14 protein-coding genes are annotated in these 15,935 nt (G+C 62.7%); 9 read left to right on the forward strand and 5 right to left on the reverse strand.

Annotation, left to right across the window (positions count from 1 at the left end; genetic code table 11):
• Positions 1-260: 260 nt before the first annotated feature.
• From gshB to CR492_RS08045, 4 genes are all read left to right on the forward strand, one after another.
• Positions 261-1,283, forward strand: coding sequence for a glutathione synthase (gene gshB / locus CR492_RS08030; protein WP_102843238.1), 1,023 nt, complete (start codon positions 261-263; stop codon positions 1,281-1,283).
• Positions 1,284-1,404: 121 nt separating this feature from the next.
• On the forward strand, positions 1,405-4,218 hold the full coding sequence (locus CR492_RS08035) for a [protein-PII] uridylyltransferase (RefSeq protein ID WP_102843239.1): 2,814 nt from the start codon (positions 1,405-1,407) through the stop codon (positions 4,216-4,218).
• 120 nt (positions 4,219-4,338) lie between these two features.
• Positions 4,339-4,899 (forward strand): nucleotide exchange factor GrpE, encoded by a 561-nt coding sequence (gene grpE, locus CR492_RS08040; RefSeq protein ID WP_102843240.1) that lies wholly within the window; start codon positions 4,339-4,341, stop codon positions 4,897-4,899.
• A gap of 601 nt (positions 4,900-5,500) precedes the next feature.
• A complete protein-coding gene (locus CR492_RS08045) occupies positions 5,501-6,682 on the forward strand; it encodes a glycosyltransferase family 4 protein (RefSeq protein WP_102843241.1) in 1,182 nt (393 codons plus the stop codon).
• 29 nt (positions 6,683-6,711) lie between these two features.
• On the opposite strand, the gene CR492_RS08050 is transcribed toward CR492_RS08045, so the two are convergent.
• Complete coding sequence (locus CR492_RS08050) at positions 6,712-7,620, reverse strand: LysR family transcriptional regulator (RefSeq protein WP_102843242.1); 909 nt, start codon at positions 7,618-7,620, stop codon at positions 6,712-6,714.
• A gap of 138 nt (positions 7,621-7,758) precedes the next feature.
• On the opposite strand from CR492_RS08050, the gene CR492_RS08055 reads away from it, so the two are divergent.
• Positions 7,759-8,532, forward strand: coding sequence for an SDR family oxidoreductase (locus CR492_RS08055; protein WP_102843243.1), 774 nt, complete (start codon positions 7,759-7,761; stop codon positions 8,530-8,532).
• A gap of 362 nt (positions 8,533-8,894) precedes the next feature.
• Here the strand turns inward: CR492_RS08055 and CR492_RS08060 are convergent, their stop codons facing one another.
• The 4 genes from CR492_RS08060 to CR492_RS08075 form a co-directional block, all read right to left on the reverse strand.
• Entirely contained in the window at positions 8,895-9,506 is a 612-nt protein-coding gene (locus tag CR492_RS08060) for an ABC-type transport auxiliary lipoprotein family protein (RefSeq protein WP_245412013.1), read from the reverse strand.
• 59 nt (positions 9,507-9,565) lie between these two features.
• The gene (locus tag CR492_RS08065) at positions 9,566-10,639 is read right to left on the reverse strand and encodes an MlaD family protein (protein ID WP_102843244.1); all 1,074 of its coding nucleotides are present in this window, start codon (positions 10,637-10,639) and stop codon (positions 9,566-9,568) included.
• A 178-nt stretch (positions 10,640-10,817) separates the two neighbouring features.
• Positions 10,818-11,693, reverse strand: a complete 876-nt coding sequence (locus CR492_RS08070) for an ABC transporter ATP-binding protein (RefSeq protein ID WP_245412014.1) — start codon at positions 11,691-11,693, stop codon at positions 10,818-10,820.
• An 8-nt stretch (positions 11,694-11,701) separates the two neighbouring features.
• Positions 11,702-12,841: an MlaE family lipid ABC transporter permease subunit gene (locus CR492_RS08075; protein WP_102843245.1), complete on the reverse strand. Its 1,140-nt coding sequence runs from the start codon at positions 12,839-12,841 to the stop codon at positions 11,702-11,704.
• A 286-nt stretch (positions 12,842-13,127) separates the two neighbouring features.
• On the opposite strand from CR492_RS08075, the gene CR492_RS08080 reads away from it, so the two are divergent.
• The 4 genes from CR492_RS08080 (at position 13,128) to CR492_RS08095 (ending at position 15,907) form a co-directional block, all read left to right on the forward strand.
• On the forward strand, positions 13,128-13,520 hold the full coding sequence (locus CR492_RS08080) for a hypothetical protein (RefSeq protein WP_102843246.1): 393 nt from the start codon (positions 13,128-13,130) through the stop codon (positions 13,518-13,520).
• A gap of 68 nt (positions 13,521-13,588) precedes the next feature.
• Complete coding sequence (locus tag CR492_RS08085) at positions 13,589-14,566, forward strand: hypothetical protein (protein WP_102843247.1); 978 nt, start codon at positions 13,589-13,591, stop codon at positions 14,564-14,566.
• Positions 14,567-14,575: 9 nt separating this feature from the next.
• Positions 14,576-14,947 carry a copper homeostasis periplasmic binding protein CopC gene (gene copC, locus CR492_RS08090; RefSeq protein WP_102843248.1) on the forward strand — a complete coding sequence of 124 codons (372 nt, stop codon included), beginning with the start codon at positions 14,576-14,578 and terminating at the stop codon, positions 14,945-14,947.
• Between the two features lie 15 nt (positions 14,948-14,962).
• Complete coding sequence (locus tag CR492_RS08095) at positions 14,963-15,907, forward strand: CopD family protein (protein WP_102843249.1); 945 nt, start codon at positions 14,963-14,965, stop codon at positions 15,905-15,907.
• The last annotated feature ends 28 nt before the right edge of the window (positions 15,908-15,935 follow it).

The following is a 15,935-nucleotide window of genomic DNA, read 5'->3' on the forward strand; positions in this document are numbered from 1 at the left end:
GGCCTCGGAGGAGCCTGCTCGGGGGCTGGCGCAAGGGCTGGCGCAGGGGCAGGCGGAGAGCGGCTTGGCCAACGGGCGGAAGACGGAGCCCCCCGCCGCGCTGGCGGGTTAGCATTGTCTGCCTTCTGCGCGTGGGCCGCGGCTTGACGCCGCGCCCGCGCCGACGCCTTGTGCCGAAGGCGCATCCTCTGCGAAAACACCGTCGGCGCAGAGCATGACGCCGAACGCCCGCTGATCGCGCCTCAGAAAGCAAATAATCCATGCCGCTAACCGTCGCCGTCCAGATGGACCCGATCGAAAAGGTCAATATCGCCGGCGACACGACGTTCGCCCTGATGCTGGAGGCGCAGGCGCGCGGCCATCGGCTGATCTATTATACGCCCGACAAGCTTTCCTTCTCGGACGGGCGCGTCATCGCGCTGGCCTGCGCTGTGGCGGTGAGGGATATCGCGGGGGATCATTTCACGCTTGGCGAGGAACGGGCCGTCGATCTTGCCGGCGTCGACGTCGTACTGCTGCGCCAGGACCCGCCCTTTGATCTTGCCTATATCACCTCGACGCACCTCCTTGAAATGCTGCCGCCGCGCGTCCTTGTCGTCAATGATCCGGCCAGCGTCAGGAACGCTCCGGAAAAGCTGTTTGTCATGAAATTCCCCGAATTGATGCCAAAGACGCTGATCTCGCGCGACAAGAAGGCCATCGAGGAATTTCGCGAGGCGAATGGCGAGGTGGTGATGAAGCCGCTTTACGGTCATGGCGGCTCCGCCGTCTTCAAGGTCGCGCGGAAGGATCCCAATTTCGGCTCGCTGTTCGATCTGTTCACGGCGACTTTTCGTGAGCCCTGGGTCGTGCAGCAGTTCCTCCCCGCGGTCAGCCGCGGCGACAAGCGCATTATCCTGATCGATGGCGCCGCGCTTGGGGCCGTCAATCGCGTGCCGGCAGAAAACGACATCCGGTCCAATATGGTGCGCGGCGGCGCTGCGGCGGCGACCGAATTTACGCCGCGCGAGCGCGAGATCTGTGCGGCGATAGGTCCGGAACTTAAGCGGCTTGGCCTGATTATTGTCGGAATCGACGTCATTGATGGGCATTTGACCGAAATCAACGTCACCTCTCCTACGGGCGTCCGGGCGATCAGGCGGGTCGGAGGTCCAGATCTCGCCGTAGCGGCATGGGACGCGATCGAGGCGAGACGGCATGCGAAAACCGCTATAGTCTCGCCAGAAGCCGGGGCGGGCGCGCACGGCTCTGGCGAAGATCGCGCTGCAGCCTCGCGCCCATGATGTCGAAAAGAAGCAGCTCTTTCGGATCGACGTCAGCCTCGGAAGACCTGGAATAACGTCGTGTTTTTCGGATTGATTCAATTCAACCCATCAATCTGATCTAATCGGAATGTTTGACGGCATGCTCGAGACGATTTCCCCAACGAAGCGCAGACGCGCGTCCGGGCCGCCGCCCGGATCGCTTTTCGACCGCGCCGGCGTCCGCGCCGCGATCGCCGCCGTGCATCACGACGGGCAGGTCGCTGACGAATCGCCGCGCGCGGCGGTCCTCTCGATCCTGCGCGCGGCGCTCGACAGCGGACGCGCCCGAGCGCGCGCCGCTCTTGAAGCCAAGGGGCGGGGCCTCGTTTGCGCCGGGCAGCTCGCCCAAATCGAAGACGAGATGATTGGGGCAATCTATCATTATGTGGTGACCTATCTTCATCCGCCGATAGCAGGCGCGCCGGCAAAGCCGTTCGCGATCGCCGCGGTCGGGGGCTATGGCCGCTCGACCCTGGCTCCGGGCTCAGACATTGATCTGCTTTTTCTTCTGGACAAGGAGCCCGGCGCGCGCTGCCAGGCGATCGTGCAGTCAATCCTCTACATCCTGTGGGATCTCGGACAGAAGATCGGCCACTCGGTCCGCTCCATCGAGGAATGTCTTGAGGAGGCCCTTGCCGATTTTACCGTGCGGACCGCTCTTCTCGAGGCCCGCTTGCTGGTCGGCGACGGCGCGCTATTCGAGACCATGCGGACGCGCTTCGAGCGTGAGATCGTGCATGGCGCGGGCGCCGAATTCGTCGCCGCCAAGCTGGCTGAGCGCGACGCCCGCATCGCCCGAGCCGGCCGTTCGCGCTATCTCGTCGAGCCCAATGTCAAGGACGGCAAGGGCGGCCTGCGCGACCTCAATACGCTGTTCTGGATCGCGAAATATGTCTACGAGGTGCGCGAGGCGTCCGAACTCGTCGCTGCCGGGCTGTTTTCAAAGGCGGAATATCGCCTGTTCTGCCGCTGCGAGGATTTTCTCTGGCGGGTGCGCTGCCATCTTCATTTCATGACGGGCCGCGCCGAGGAGCGGCTGAGCTTCGACCTGCAGCTGCCAATCGCCGCGCGGCTCGGCTATTCCGAGCGCGTCGGCCTTGCCAGCGTCGAGCGCTTCATGAAGCATTATTTTCTGATCGCCAAGGACGTCGGCGACCTCACCGCCATCGTCTGCGCCGCGCTTGAGGAGCGTCAGGCCAAGCCGATGGCCATGCTCGACCGCTTTGGCCCCTTCCTGCCGCCGCCGGCCTCGATCGCGGCGGGCGATTTCGCCATCGACAATGGCCGCATCACCGTTGCCGGGCTCGAAGCCTTTGAAACCAATCCAGTCAACCTCATCAAACTGTTCTGGGTCGCCGACCGCAACGGGCTCGCCATTCACCCCGACGCGACGCGTCTCGTCACGCTCTCGCTGAAGCGCATCGACGCCAAGCTTCGCGCCGACCCCGAAGCCAATCTGCTGTTTCTCGACATTCTGACCTCGCGCAACACGCCGGAGATCGTGCTGCGTCTCATGAACGAGGCGGGCGTCCTTGGCCGTTTCGTGCCGGATTTCGGCCGGATCGTCGCTCTGATGCAGTTCAACATGTACCATCATTATACGGTGGACGAGCATCTCCTGCGCACCGTCGGCAATCTCGCCGACATGGAGCAGAACCGCTATTCCGGCGAGCATCCCCTGGCGAGCGAGATGTTGCAGGCGATCAACAACCGGACCGCCCTGATCGTCGCCTCGTTTCTGCACGATATCGCCAAGGGCCGCGTCGAGGATCATTCCATCGCCGGGGCGCGGGTCGCGCGCGAGGTCTGTCCGCGGCTCGGCTTGAGCGACGCCGAGACGGAAACCGTCGCGTGGCTGATCGAGAATCATCTTGTCATGTCTGATACGGCGCAGCGTCGCGATCTTGGCGACCGGCAGACGATCGTGACCTTCGCCAAAAAGGTGCAGACGCTCGAACGGCTGAAAATGTTGTTCATCCTGACGGTTTGCGACATCAGGGCGGTCGGTCCCGGAGTCTGGAACCATTGGAAGGCCGAGCTGATGCGCACCCTCTATTGGGAAACCGAGATGATGCTCGCGGGCGGTCATTCGACCATCGACCGGAGGCGCAGGGTCGCGCAGGCTCAGCTTGAGCTGCGGCGGGCCCTGCCGAATTGGTCGGATCTGGATTTCGAGGCTTACGCCCAGCGCCATCCGCCGGCCTATTGGCTCAAGGCCGACCTCAACCAGCAGATCCTGCACGCCAAGCTGCTGAACATGACGGAGGTCGAGATGCGCGCGCCGGTGACGCATATCGACATCGAGCCGCTGCGCGGGGTCACCGAACTGACCGTGATCGCTCCGGATTCGCCGCATCTCCTGTCGATCATCGCTGGCGCCTGCGCCGCCTCGTCTGCCAATATCGTTGACGCGCAGGTGTTCACGACGACTGACGGCATGGCGCTCGACACCATCGTCGTATCGCGCGAATTCGATTTCGACGAGGACGAGCTGCGCCGCGCGAGCCGCATCGCCTTTGCAGTCGAAAATGCGCTCGCCGGGGAAATCACCCTCGCAGATATGGTCGCCGCCCGCGTGAGTTCGTCGGCGGCGCGGCAGCAAACCTTCAAGGTGCATCCCGAGGTTACGATCGATAATTCGCTCTCGAGCCGATTTACCGTCATCGAGGCCTCCGGCCTCGACAGACCAGGGCTACTGTTTGATCTCACGACGGCGATTTCGGAGCTCGACCTCAATATCGTCTCGGCGCATATCGCGACCTTCGGCGAGAAAGCGGCCGACGTCTTCTATGTGTCGGATAATGAGGGGGCGAAAATCACCGTGGCGGAGCGGCAAGAGGCGGTCCGCCGCAAGATCCTTCCGATATTCGATCAACCCAAAGGCGAATCTGGCGCGAGGCCTGCTCGCAGATAGTGTTTTTTGGCGGCGCAAGGCCGCGTCCGTCTCTAGTTAATTCAAGGCGCCGCGAAAAACTTGATTTTTGCGTCCGCAGAACTGATATCCGAACTGCCTTAAGCTTCAAAAGAATGAGTCATGAACGATATAAAGAACGCGGAAAACGGTCCCGGCGAAGCAGACGCGCCCCAGGGGCCGTCCCAGGAGCCAGATCCCTTCGTGGTGCTCGAGAACCTTCAGGCCGAGAATACGAGCCTCAAGGACAAGCTCCTGCGCACACTCGCCGATATGGAAAACCTGCGCCGTCGCACCGAAAAGGAAGTAGCCGACGCGAAAACCTATGGCGTCACGGCGTTTGCCCGCGACATGCTGACGTTTGCCGACAATTTGCATCGCGCTCTCGCCAATGTTCCGGCGGAGGCTCGTGCCAGGGCCGACGCGGCGGTGCAGACCCTGATCGAGGGGCTGCAGCTGACCGAGCGCGACTTCGCCTCTCGTCTCGAACGCTTCGGCGTCAGGAAGGTCGATCCGGCCGGCCAGAAATTCGACCCCAATCTACATGAGGCCCTGTTCGAGCAGCCTGATGAATCCGTGCCGAACGGAACGGTGACGCAGGTGATCGAACCCGGCTATGTGATCGGCGAGCGGGTGCTTCGTCCGGCGAAAGTCGGGGTGTCGCGCGGCGGGCCGAAAGGTTAGGCGTCGCGATCGGCGCGTGTGGCTGCGTTCTCTCGTCAAATTGAATGAAGGCGCGCCGCGCCCAAAGGCAGGAATTTGCGGGCCCTTTTTTGCCCCGCGCGATCTTTTGGTCATCCGTAATTGTGTTTTCGGCGTCGATCGGCGCTTTTTTGGCGCGATTTGATTATTTCGCGTCCTTTCGCCGAAGCGCCCGCGCGGGGGCGGAGGAGCCGTGATATTGACGCCATCCCAAGTTTCGGCAAAGCATTCGCAACGCATGCATTTGCTGGATACCGAGCTTGCTGGGGCCTATAGTCCCGGACGGCGGCGGGATCGCGATTGCTATTGATCGACAGCAACGTGGCGCGCATAGGATAGGGCGTCCGCGCTTGAGGACAAGGGTTTTCGAACCGGGATTTGTTTGCCCCTCGTCTTTGATGGCAGTCGGTGTCCGACCGTGATGGCCTTGCGCATTGGTCGCCCGCCCGAAACGGCAAAAGCCCGCGCCCGACTTGACCGAAAACAGACGCCGTGGGGCTGCCACGCCCAGAATGGTTCTTGCATGGCGGAGGCCGCTGTGTTCGTTACCCGACGGTGTCATAGGGATTTAGGCGATGCAGAGATGACCGCGGAGTCGATTGTATTCGTCTGGGAAAATTTCGGTCCCATCCATTCCGACCGCTGCGACGCAGTGGCCTCGCGCGTGGGCGGAGGGCGCAAAGTCATCGGGCTTGAGCTTGGAGGAAACAGCCAAGTTTATGAATGGAATTCCGAGTCCGGAACAAAATTCAAAAAGAAGACGCTGTTCCACGGCAAGAAAATTGACGAAGTTTCCTTCCTGCGAAAATTTTACGCTCTTGCCCGAGCCTGTTTCGCGTTGCGCCCGGCGGATTTTTTTTTCTGCCACTATGAATCGCCCTTCATCTTCCTGACCGCGGCGCTGCTGCGACTGACAGGAAGCCGCGTCTTCGTCATGAATGATTCGAAGTACGACGATTATCGCCGCTACGTCGGGCGCGAACTCATCAAGAAGATGTTCTATCTACCCTATGCGGGGGCGGTCGCCTCGGGCACGCGCGCCGCTGATTACTTCCGCTTCCTTGGCCTGTCCGAGAAGCGGATCGTCCTGAATTACGATACGCTCTCGACCGACCGGATCAGGAGTCTTGCGGGCGTCGATCGCGCGCCGGGCGGCCCGCCCTTCGCGGCGCGCCATTTCACCATCGTCTCGCGCATGGTGCCGAAGAAGAACCTCTCCATGGCGCTCAACGCTTACGCGCTCTATCGCGCCGCAGCGGCGCGCCCGCGCCCGCTGCACATCTGCGGCTCGGGACCGCTCGAGGCCGAATTGCGCGAGGAAGCCGAACGGCTCGACCTGTCGGACAGCGTGGTCTTTCGCGGTTTTCTGCAGATCGAGGAAGTGTGCCCGATCCTTGGCAAGACTCTCGCTCTGATCTTGCCGAGCACGCAGGAGCAGTTCGGCAATGTGGTGATCGAGGCGCAGGCGATGGGACTGCCGGTCATCGTCTCCGAGAATTGCGGCGCGCGCGACCTTCTCGTGCGCAGCGGCGTCAATGGCTTCGTGATCGAGCCAGACAATCCGGAGGGTCTTGCCTATTTCATGGGGCTGATCGATGGCGACGAGGCGCTGTGGCGGCGCATGGCGATTGCGACGGCGCCATTTTCGGCCCTCGGCGACGCCTCGCGTTTCGCCCAGGCGATCATCGATCTTACGGGCGATTGCGTTGCTGGCCTCGCGCCCATAAATGAGCCGCCGAAAACCTCGATCGCGGATCGGCTCTAAGCCGCCAGCCCATATCGGCGTTCGCCCGGTCAGTCCGCTGCCGGAATGGTCGCGGCCAGAAGGACGCTGAGCCAGTCAAGGCAGAGCTGCAGTCGGCGCGAGAGATGACGCCGATGTGAGTATAAAAGCGCCATCGGCATCGGCGCCGCGCGGTAGGACGGCATGATGTCGGCAAGCTGTCCCGCCGCCAGCTGATCTGCCACATCATAGGCGGGAATCTGGATGACGCCGAGGCCGGCGAGAGCGCAGGCGATATAGGCCTCGGCGCTATTGACCGTCACGCGCCCGCGCATCGGCGTTGTGCGGATCTCATGACCCTCGACCCATTCAAAATCGGCAACCCGCCCTGTCGATGGCGAGGCGTAGAAGACAGCCCAATGATTTTCGAGGTCGGCGGGGGTCCGAGGGGCGCCAAATCGTTGAAGATAGGCGGGGCTTGCCGTGTTGATCAGGGGCAGGTCGCCGATACGGCGGGCGATCAGGCTTGAATCCGTCAAATCCCCTACACGCAGCACGCAGTCGACGCCGTCCTCGACAAGATTCACGGCGCGGTCGGTCACCCCGAGTTCGATATTGATTTCGGGGTAGCGCGCAAGAAAGTCAGGCAGCGCCGGGGCGATGATCCGCCGGCCAATGCGGCCTGGCGCATCGATCCGGATCGTGCCGCTCGGGCTGACGGACGTCTGCCGGAATAAATTCTCGGCTTCTTCGACGTCGGCGATCAGGCGTAAACAGCGCTCGTAAAAGGCCTCGCCATCCTGCGTCGGGGAGACTTTGCGCGTCGTTCGGTGGAGCAGGCGCGCGCCAACCCGGATCTCCAGATCCTGGACGGCGGCCGACAGGGAGGAGCGCGGAAGCCTCAGCGTTTCGGCGGCACGGGTAAAGCTCCCGCAATCCACCACGCGCGTAAAAATTTGAAAAAGGTCGATGCGGTCCATGTTGTCAGGCGCAGTCCGGCGTCATTGTTCGGATTTTCTGACATGTGACGTCAAGTTTTACGACTTTATACAGAAATTATAGACGCTATCTTGTGCGCCGTCCAGGGGCGATCGGCTCTTGGCTGAAAGGGAAACGGCATGGCGGATCACAGCATCAGGGGTAAGACAGTTCTCATCGCCGGCGGCGCAAAAAATCTCGGCGGCCTGATCGCACGGGATCTCGCCGCGCATGGCGCGCAGGCGATTGCAATTCACTACAACAGCGCCGCGACAAAGCGCGCTGCCGATGAAACCCTCGCCGCCGTCAAGGCCTCGGGCGCCGCGGCGGCGGCGTTTCAGGCTGATCTGACAACGGCGGCCGCGGTGACCAAGCTGTTCGACGACGTCAAGGCGGCCGTCGGCAAGCCGGATATCGCCATTAACACGGTCGGCAAGGTCTTGAAGAAACCCTTCCTCGAGATCACGGAGGCCGACTATGACGAGATGACGGCGGTGAACTCGAAAACAGCGTTTTTCTTCCTCAAGGAGGCTGGCCGCAACCTCAACGACAACGGCAAGATCGTTACGCTGGTGACCTCGCTGCTCGGCGCCTATACGCCTTTTTACGCGGCTTACGCCGGGACCAAGGCGCCGGTCGAACATTTCACCAGAGCGGCGTCCAAGGAATTTGGCGAGCGGGGCATTTCGGTGACGGCGGTCGGCCCCGGCCCAATGGATACGCCGTTTTTCTACCCCGCCGAAGGCGCCGATGCGGTCGCCTATAATAAGTCGGCGGCGGCGCTTTCCAAATTCTCCAAAACGGGGCTGACCGACATCGAGGACATTGTCCCCTTGATCCGCTTCCTCGTCTCCGAGGGCTGGTGGATGACGGGCCAGACCGTGCTGATCAACGGCGGCTACACAACCAAATAGCCGCGACGAGCGGCTCGTTCAGCTGTGCCGGGGAAGCATCGTTGCGCGCCATGTTCGCCCGTTCATCGAAAAGCGCCGCATTTGCACACGGACCCGTGGCGCCAAGGCGGATCTGGAGAGCGGTGGGAATTGCGCACCGTTTCGGCGCCCACGCAGGGCGCAGCTCAGCCACGAGCTTTTGCATCATCTGTTGCTAGCGGGGCTTTCGGCCGGCGTCGCGCGGGCTTGCGCCGGATCGACATTGCATCGCATCAAGAGCGGGGATAGCCGGTCGATGCTGCGGCGCGCGGTCGTGCCGCATCCCGCTTTTGGCGGAGCCTGCGGATAAATTTTCCGTCCGATGAACCGGTCGGCTTCGCCGACTAAATCTGCGGCGCCGTCCAGCGTACGATCTGGCGCATGACCTCGGCCGTCGCGGCGTTCAGCGCGGCGACGATGGTCGCGCCGTCATTGGCGGGCGCCGGGGCGGTCGCGGAGAATATCTTCCCGGCCACAATGCGGCCGGCGCCGCCAACGATCTGCGCCGAGATTTCGACGAACACCGCGCCGCGGCCCGCCACATATTCGAATCTGCGGATCTGGCTGCGCAATTCATAATCGGCGGACATGCCGGGCGCCACCACGGCGCGAATCAGACTGGCGTTCTGAAAAGTCGCGATGAGTTTGGCCTGTAACAGCGCCGGCAGCTGATCGGCCCAGGCGGCGCCCGTCAGCAGGGCGATCTGATCCTCTCCGACGCGGACGACGATCCGGTTGGAATCGACCGGCGGCAGCGCCGTTGGGGCGGCGATGGCGATCTGTCCGCGGCGCGCCTGCTTCGCCGAAAACCCGCTCGCGGCGGAGTCGAGATTGAAGGTCGCCGGCGGCGCGGAGGCGCAGGCGGCCGGCAAAACGCCAACCGAGACGAGCGCGGCCAGCCGCGCCAGCCGCGCGCAAACCGTAGGGCGGCGCGCCTCTGATCTGGTGAAAGTCATGCGTCCATCGGCAAGGTAAAGGGAAAGCCCGTTATAGGCGCCAAAGACATCATCGACGATTAACGCGCCCCTGAATATTCCGGAATCTGCTGTTTCCTGCCGAAGATGAATTGCTGCGGATTCTGCTCGATCGAGCGGATCGCCTGATTGAGCAGATCGAGCGTCTTGCGGCCGTCGGTCGCCAGCGCTTCATATTGGCGCAGGCCCGACCCGCTGAAGCGGGCCAGATTGCCGCCAATATCCTTCCAGCGGGCATTGACGTCGTCGGCGAGCTTGCGGATCGAGCGCGCCGCCGCGGCGATCTCCTCGAACACGCCCTTGTTGTCTCCCGTCGCAAGGAAGCCGTTCAGATTGGTCAGCACGCTGTCGACCTTATCAGCCGCGGCGTTGAGCTTGCCGGACATTTGCGCGAAATCGGTGACGATCGTCTTCACCTGCGCCGGATCGACCGCCTTGATGACATTATTTGCGCCATCAGCGAGCGTTTCGAGTTTCGCGGTCAGCGGCTTGATGGCGCGGCCGACATCGGCCATGGAGCCGAGAAAATCCTTCAAACCGTCGGAATTGGCGGCGAGCGCATCGGAAAATTTCTCGATATTCTTGACCGAAGCGGTGATCGAGCCGGAGTTTTCGTCGAGCACCTTGTTGGTCCGGTCAAGAAACTCCGTCGCTTGCCCGGCGATCTTGCGCGCGCTCTCGATCAGATCCTGGAAATCGGAGCGTTCGGCGATGATCGTGGGCGGCGCCCCGTCCGGGCCGGGCTCGAGCGTCTTGGCGTCCTCCGAACCGCCGGAGAGCGCGACATTGGCGACGCCGGTGAGGCCGGTGGTCTCAAGCCGCGCCTTGGTGTCGACCCGGATCGGCACGCGGGCGTCAATCTCGATCAGCGCATAGACCTTTCCCGGACTGTCGGGAACAAAGTCGATCTTGGTCACGCCGCCGACCCTCACTCCGTTGAAAAGGACGGCCGCGCCGCGCAAAAGACCCGACACCGATCCGGTAAAAACGACCCTGTAGACGTGCTGGCCGCCGGCCTTCTCCCCGCCCGAGAACCACAGGACGAAGGCGAAGGCGGCGGCGACCACCGCGAGGGTGAAGCCGCCGATCAGAGCGTAATTGGCCCTTGTTTCCATCGAGACGCCTTGTCCTGTTCCTTAGAGCCGCGCCGAGGATTGCCCACCTGAGGGAGCCCCGCTGGCCTTGAGCATATTCCGATCAGGTTGATAAAATTGATCGACAAGAAAACGCTCAAGCTTTTGAATCCGGACCGATTTCTTTCGACCGAATGGTTTTACGCGGTCGCAAAGCGGCCTATTGCCGATCTCCCTGCGCCGTTTTTCCCATCGTGGACGCGCTGAGCTGGCGCGCCCGCTTGCCGTGAAAATATGCCCTGAGCCAGGGATGCTCCGACGCGAGCATTGTCTCGATCGGCCCCGTCTCGATCACCCTTTTGTCGGCAAGGGCGGCGATGCGATCGCAGACCGAATAGAGGCTGTCGAGGTCATGCGTCACCATAAAGACCGTGAGCCCGAGAGTCTTTTGCAGGGTCGTGATGAGATCGTCAAATTCGGCCGCTCCGATCGGATCGAGGCCGGAGGTCGGCTCGTCGAGAAACAAAAGCTCGGGATCGAGCGCGAGCGAACGCGCCAGCGCCGCCCGCTTGATCATGCCGCCCGACAATTCCGACGGAAATTTGTCCGCGGCGTCCGGCGGCAGACCGACAAGCTCGATCTTGAGCATGGCAAGATCGTCGGCAAGACGGCGGGAGAGGTTCAGATGCTCTCGCATCGGCACCTGAACATTCTGTTTCACCGTGAGAGCGGAAAACAGCGCGCCCCCCTGAAACATCACTCCGATGCGGCGCTCCAGCGCGTCGAATTCGACACGGCTGACCTTGTCGAGATCGGAGCCGAACAATTCGATTTTGCCGGCGCGTTTCGGGATGAGGCCAAGGATGGTCCGGGTCAGCACGGATTTTCCGGTGCCGGAGCCGCCCACGAAGCCCAGGATCTCGCCGCGCCGCACATCGAGGTCGAGCCCGTCGAGAACAAGTTTTTCGCCGAAGCCGACGACAAGACCGCGCACGCTGATCGCGATCTCCGGCGCCGCGGCGCGGGGATTGGCGCGGCTGCGCTTTTTTGGCGCAGGGGCGACTTGCGGCGCGGGCGGCGGAGACGGAGTCTGCATCTGGCCGCCTAAAACCGGATCGTCGCGAAGAAGACGGCGAACAGCCCGTCGACGACGATCACCATGAAGATCGATTTCACCACCGAGGCCGTCACCTGGCGGCCGAGCGATTCGGCCGAGCCCGCGACGGCGAGCCCCTCCATGCAGGCGATGAGGCCGATGATGAGCCCCATAAAAGGCGCCTTGATGAGGCCGCTGAGGAAGGTGCGCAGCGCGATCGCCTCGGGGAGCAAGGCGACGAAGCTTTTCGGCGTGATGCCGCCATAGAGCCAGGAGACGAGCATGCCGCCGGCGAGCGCCGCCATGTCGGCGAGGAAGGTCAACAGCGGCAGGCTGAGGATGAGGGCGAGGATGCGCGGCGCGATCAAGACGTCGATCGGGCGCAGCCCCATCACGATGAGCGCGTCGATCTCCTCCCGCATCTTCATCGAGCCGAGTTCGGCGGTGATCGCCGAGCCGGAGCGGCCGGAGATCATGATCGCGGTCAGCAGCACGCCCAATTCGCGCAAGATCAGAATGCCGATGAGATCGACGACGAGGATCGTCGCGCCGAACCGCCGCAACTGGAAAATGCCCTGCTGCGCGACAATCGCCCCGACAAGAAAATTGATGAGGACGATGATCGGAACGCCGCGCAGGGCGATCGTCTCTATCTGGGCGACGAGGGCCGTGCCGCGGAAATGGGCCGGCTGGATGACGCTCTTGCCGATGGAGGCGACAACCTCGCCGAGAAATTCGACGCCGCGATAAACGTCGCGCCCCGAGGCGACGACGCTTTCGCCGACGTCGGCCAGCAGCGTCACGATGTAGAGGCCCTTGCGCCCGGGCGGTTGTTCGAAGCTGCGGAAATGGGCTTCCTTGAGCAGAATGTCGATTTCCGGCCGCCCGCCGGCGAAATCGGCCGAAACGCCTTTGGCGTCGAGCTGCTGCCGGGCGCCGTCTATCAGCCACGCCCCGGCGGTGTCCATGCGCTGGACGCCGGCAAGGTCGAGTATGGCGTGCTTAACGCCGGCGCCGGCGTCGACCAGCGCCTGCGCGCCCTCCTCGATGTCGGCGCAAGCGTCAAGCGTCCAATGGCCGGCGAGTTTCAGGCGAACGCCCTCGTCAGAGGGTTCGCTCGAAAATGTCGGGCCTTGCGCAACGTCCAATGTCAGCTCCAGGAGTCAGGCTGCAAGCGTCGAGCTCGGCGCGGAACCCGCGCGCTAATGGATGTAGCCGTCAGCCGCGGCGAAGTCGAGGCGAGCGCCGGCGGCCCTCACCTGCCGTGATAGAAATGTCGCTTGAAGGGGCAATCTCCAGCCTCCGCTTGTAACCGGTTGCAGAAGGGTCGTTCCAGGTCTTAGCTTTTGTCGTGCGAATTACCGTTGAAGCTTAGTTTCAGGTGCGCGCGTGTCGAAGAGAAGTCGGAGTGGGGGGCGGCGTGCGCCTCACGCGTTGACGCGTTATCGCCTTGGGGCCGATCGCTGTCTGGCGTTCGTCGCGCTGCTGGCTTTTGTTCTTGCCGCCTTCAACCCGTGCTGCCGCACGCAAGTCACATCCGCCTCCTTCGATGCAGGGCTCCAGACGGCGCTTGGTCCTGCGGCGCATGTCGCTCTCTGCGCCGGCGTAGCCGGCGACAAAAAGCGTCAGTCGGGCGACGACCAGCAGCCTTGCGATGGTCCCTGCTGTAGCCTGTCGCAAAACGACGCACTTCTCGCCGTGGCCGCGAGCGAAGCGGATTATCCGGGGGATGCTGCGCCCTCGCCTGTTCTGCGCCCCGCCAGCCATATAATCGTCATCGCGGCTGGACCGGTCGTTGGCCGACCACGCGGGCCTCCGTCGATCTGAAAATGCGCCGCCGGCGCCGCCCCTGACGGGACGCCGGCCTCTTCGCTTTTCATTTCTCGAGGCTGTCCATGACTTTGAACGCTTTTCTGGCGCGCGCCTGCGCGATCGGCGCTGCGGCCTTTGCCGCTGGCGTAACTCCCGCTCTCTCTCACGTCGTCGTCGGCGATCGCTTCTTTCCGGCGACGCTGCTCATCGACGATCCTGGCGTCAACGACGAATTATCGCTCCCGACTTTCGCCTACCTTACAAATCCGGATGGATCGCAGACCAATGTGTTCTCGTTCGAATATGACAAGCGCATCACGCCGGCGCTTGGCATTTCGATCGAAGACGGATTCATTCATCAGAACAACCCGCGGGCGAACGGCTGGGACAATCTTTCGACGTCGCTCAAATACGTCCTTTTTATCAACCCCGAGCATGAATTTATGCTTTCCGCCGGCGTTGAGTTCGAGTGGGGACACACTGGCGCCGCCGGCGTCGGCGCGGAGGCCTTCACAAGCTGGTCGCCGCAAATCTTTTTCGGCAAGGGATTTGGCGATCTGCCGGCAAGCCTTAACGCGCTGAGGCCGTTCGCGCTGACCGGGCAGCTTGGCGTCGAGCTTTCGACCCATCCGATCTCGACGATCATCACGCGAAACTTCGAGACCGGCGACGTCGACATCGATGTCGATCAAGACCCGACCTTCTTCAACTGGGGTTTTTCGCTGCAATACAGTCTGCCCTATATGAACTCCAATATCAGCGCGATCGACAATGATCTTCTCAAGCGGCTCATTCCGCTGGTCGAGGTTTCTCTCTCAACGCCCGTGGCGAATATCGGACCGCCCGGTAGCGGCAACAGCCACGTCACGACAGGTCTCGTCAATCCTGGCGTTATTTATGTCGGGCAGACGTTTCAGCTCGGGCTCGAAGCGCAGCTGCCGATCAATTCGGCGAGCGGCAAGCATGTCGGCGTCATCGCGCAGTTGCATCTCTATCTCGATAACATCTTCCCGGATTCGATCGGCCGTCCGCTGTTCGACGGGCCGGCTTCTGCTTTTTAGGGGACGTCCATGCAAAAGTTTGTAAAACTGGGTCTTGTGCTTTGCCTTGGGCTTGGCGTCGCCGCGACCAACGCACATGCGCACGCCTTTCTCGACAAGGCCACGCCGCCGGTCGGGGGGACGGTTTCGACCGCGCCAACGGAGATACGGCTTGTTTTCAGCGAGCCAATTGTCCCCCAGTTCAGCGGATTGAGTCTGACGACGGCGGGCGGCGCTTCGGTCGCCACCGGCAAGCCGACGCAGCCGCCGGGCGACAAGGCGGTTCTGATCACGCCGATCGCCAATGCGCTGGCGCCAGGCGCCTACCAGGTTAAATGGCACGCCGTTTCGGTCGATACGCATCGGACGCAGGGAAGTTTTACTTTCTCTGTCGGCCGCTGAGCCGGAGCGGGCGGCGTGAGCGTCGAGGCTCTGCTTTTCGCCGCCCGCTGGCTCCATTTCGCCGCCCTTAGCCTTATGTTCGGCGCGCCGCTGTTCTGGTTCTACGCTTTTGCCGACCCATTGGCGGCGAGCCGCCTTTGGCCGAAAACATTTGCGGCGACGCGAAGGTTGCTTCGCGTCGCTGCGCCGGCCGCCACCCTTTCAGGCGTCGCCTGGCTTTGCGCCCTCATCGTCAATGCGGCGAGCGACCCTGCCGATCCGCAATGGGGCGCGCTGTTCGATTCTGAAACCTTGAAACTGTTTTTCCTTGAAACGGAATTCGGCGCGGCGGCTCTTTTGAGACTCGGCTTGCTCGCCGGCGCGCTCGCCCTCGCGATGCGGCCGAAGATGGGGCTCGCCGTCTTCGCCGCGTTCGGCGTCCTTGGCGCTCTGCTGTTCGTCAATCAGGCGTTTCTCGGACACGCGGCGCAAGGCGGCGCGGGATTTTATGGGGCTACGATGATCGCCGCCTACAGTCTGCATGTTCTTGGGGCCGGCGCCTGGATCGGCGGCCTCGCGCCGCTTCTATCCGCCCTGGCCGAAGACCGCGACGGCGGGGATAAAGTCCTTACCGCAAAGCTCGATGTGCTCTTGCGCTATTCCGCAATAGCCATGATGGCCGTCGCGGCGGTCCTTCTTGGCGGCGTCGCCAATATTGCATTTCGGTTGGGCAGATCCTTCCAGCGACTTTTCGAGACGCCCTATGGGGACATCCTGTGCGCCAAGGTCGCGATGGCGGTCCTTATGCTCGCCCTCGCATGCTTCAATCGGTTCGTGCTGACGCCAAGGTTTCAAGTTGCGGGGAAAGCCCAAGACGCGCCAGCTGGCTTTCTCATCGGCGCCATTGCAGCGGAGCTTATTTTGGGCTTCGCCGTGCTCGCAGCTGCGGCCATTCTCGGCGTGACCCCGCCGCCGCAATAATCAGCGCCGGCCGCAATTGCCGCGGCGC

It is taken from the genome of Methylocella silvestris, from assembly GCF_002891535.1.
GTDB classification, from domain to species: domain Bacteria; phylum Pseudomonadota; class Alphaproteobacteria; order Rhizobiales; family Beijerinckiaceae; genus Methylocapsa; species Methylocapsa silvestris_A.

Coding starts and splice junctions, on each gene's coding strand:
- gshB (WP_102843238.1), top strand. CDS start 261: ATGCCGCTAACCGTCGCCGTCCAGATGGACCCGATCGAAAAGGTCAAT.
- CR492_RS08050 (WP_102843242.1), bottom strand. CDS start 7,620: ATGGACCGCATCGACCTTTTTCAAATTTTTACGCGCGTGGTGGATTGC.
- CR492_RS08060 (WP_245412013.1), bottom strand. CDS start 9,506: ATGACTTTCACCAGATCAGAGGCGCGCCGCCCTACGGTTTGCGCGCGG.
- CR492_RS08070 (WP_245412014.1), bottom strand. CDS start 11,693: ATGCAGACTCCGTCTCCGCCGCCCGCGCCGCAAGTCGCCCCTGCGCCA.
- CR492_RS08045 (WP_102843241.1), top strand. CDS start 5,501: ATGACCGCGGAGTCGATTGTATTCGTCTGGGAAAATTTCGGTCCCATC.
- CR492_RS08085 (WP_102843247.1), top strand. CDS start 13,589: ATGACTTTGAACGCTTTTCTGGCGCGCGCCTGCGCGATCGGCGCTGCG.
- copC (WP_102843248.1), top strand. CDS start 14,576: ATGCAAAAGTTTGTAAAACTGGGTCTTGTGCTTTGCCTTGGGCTTGGC.
- CR492_RS08035 (WP_102843239.1), top strand. CDS start 1,405: ATGCTCGAGACGATTTCCCCAACGAAGCGCAGACGCGCGTCCGGGCCG.
- CR492_RS08065 (WP_102843244.1), bottom strand. CDS start 10,639: ATGGAAACAAGGGCCAATTACGCTCTGATCGGCGGCTTCACCCTCGCG.
- grpE (WP_102843240.1), top strand. CDS start 4,339: ATGAACGATATAAAGAACGCGGAAAACGGTCCCGGCGAAGCAGACGCG.
- CR492_RS08055 (WP_102843243.1), top strand. CDS start 7,759: ATGGCGGATCACAGCATCAGGGGTAAGACAGTTCTCATCGCCGGCGGC.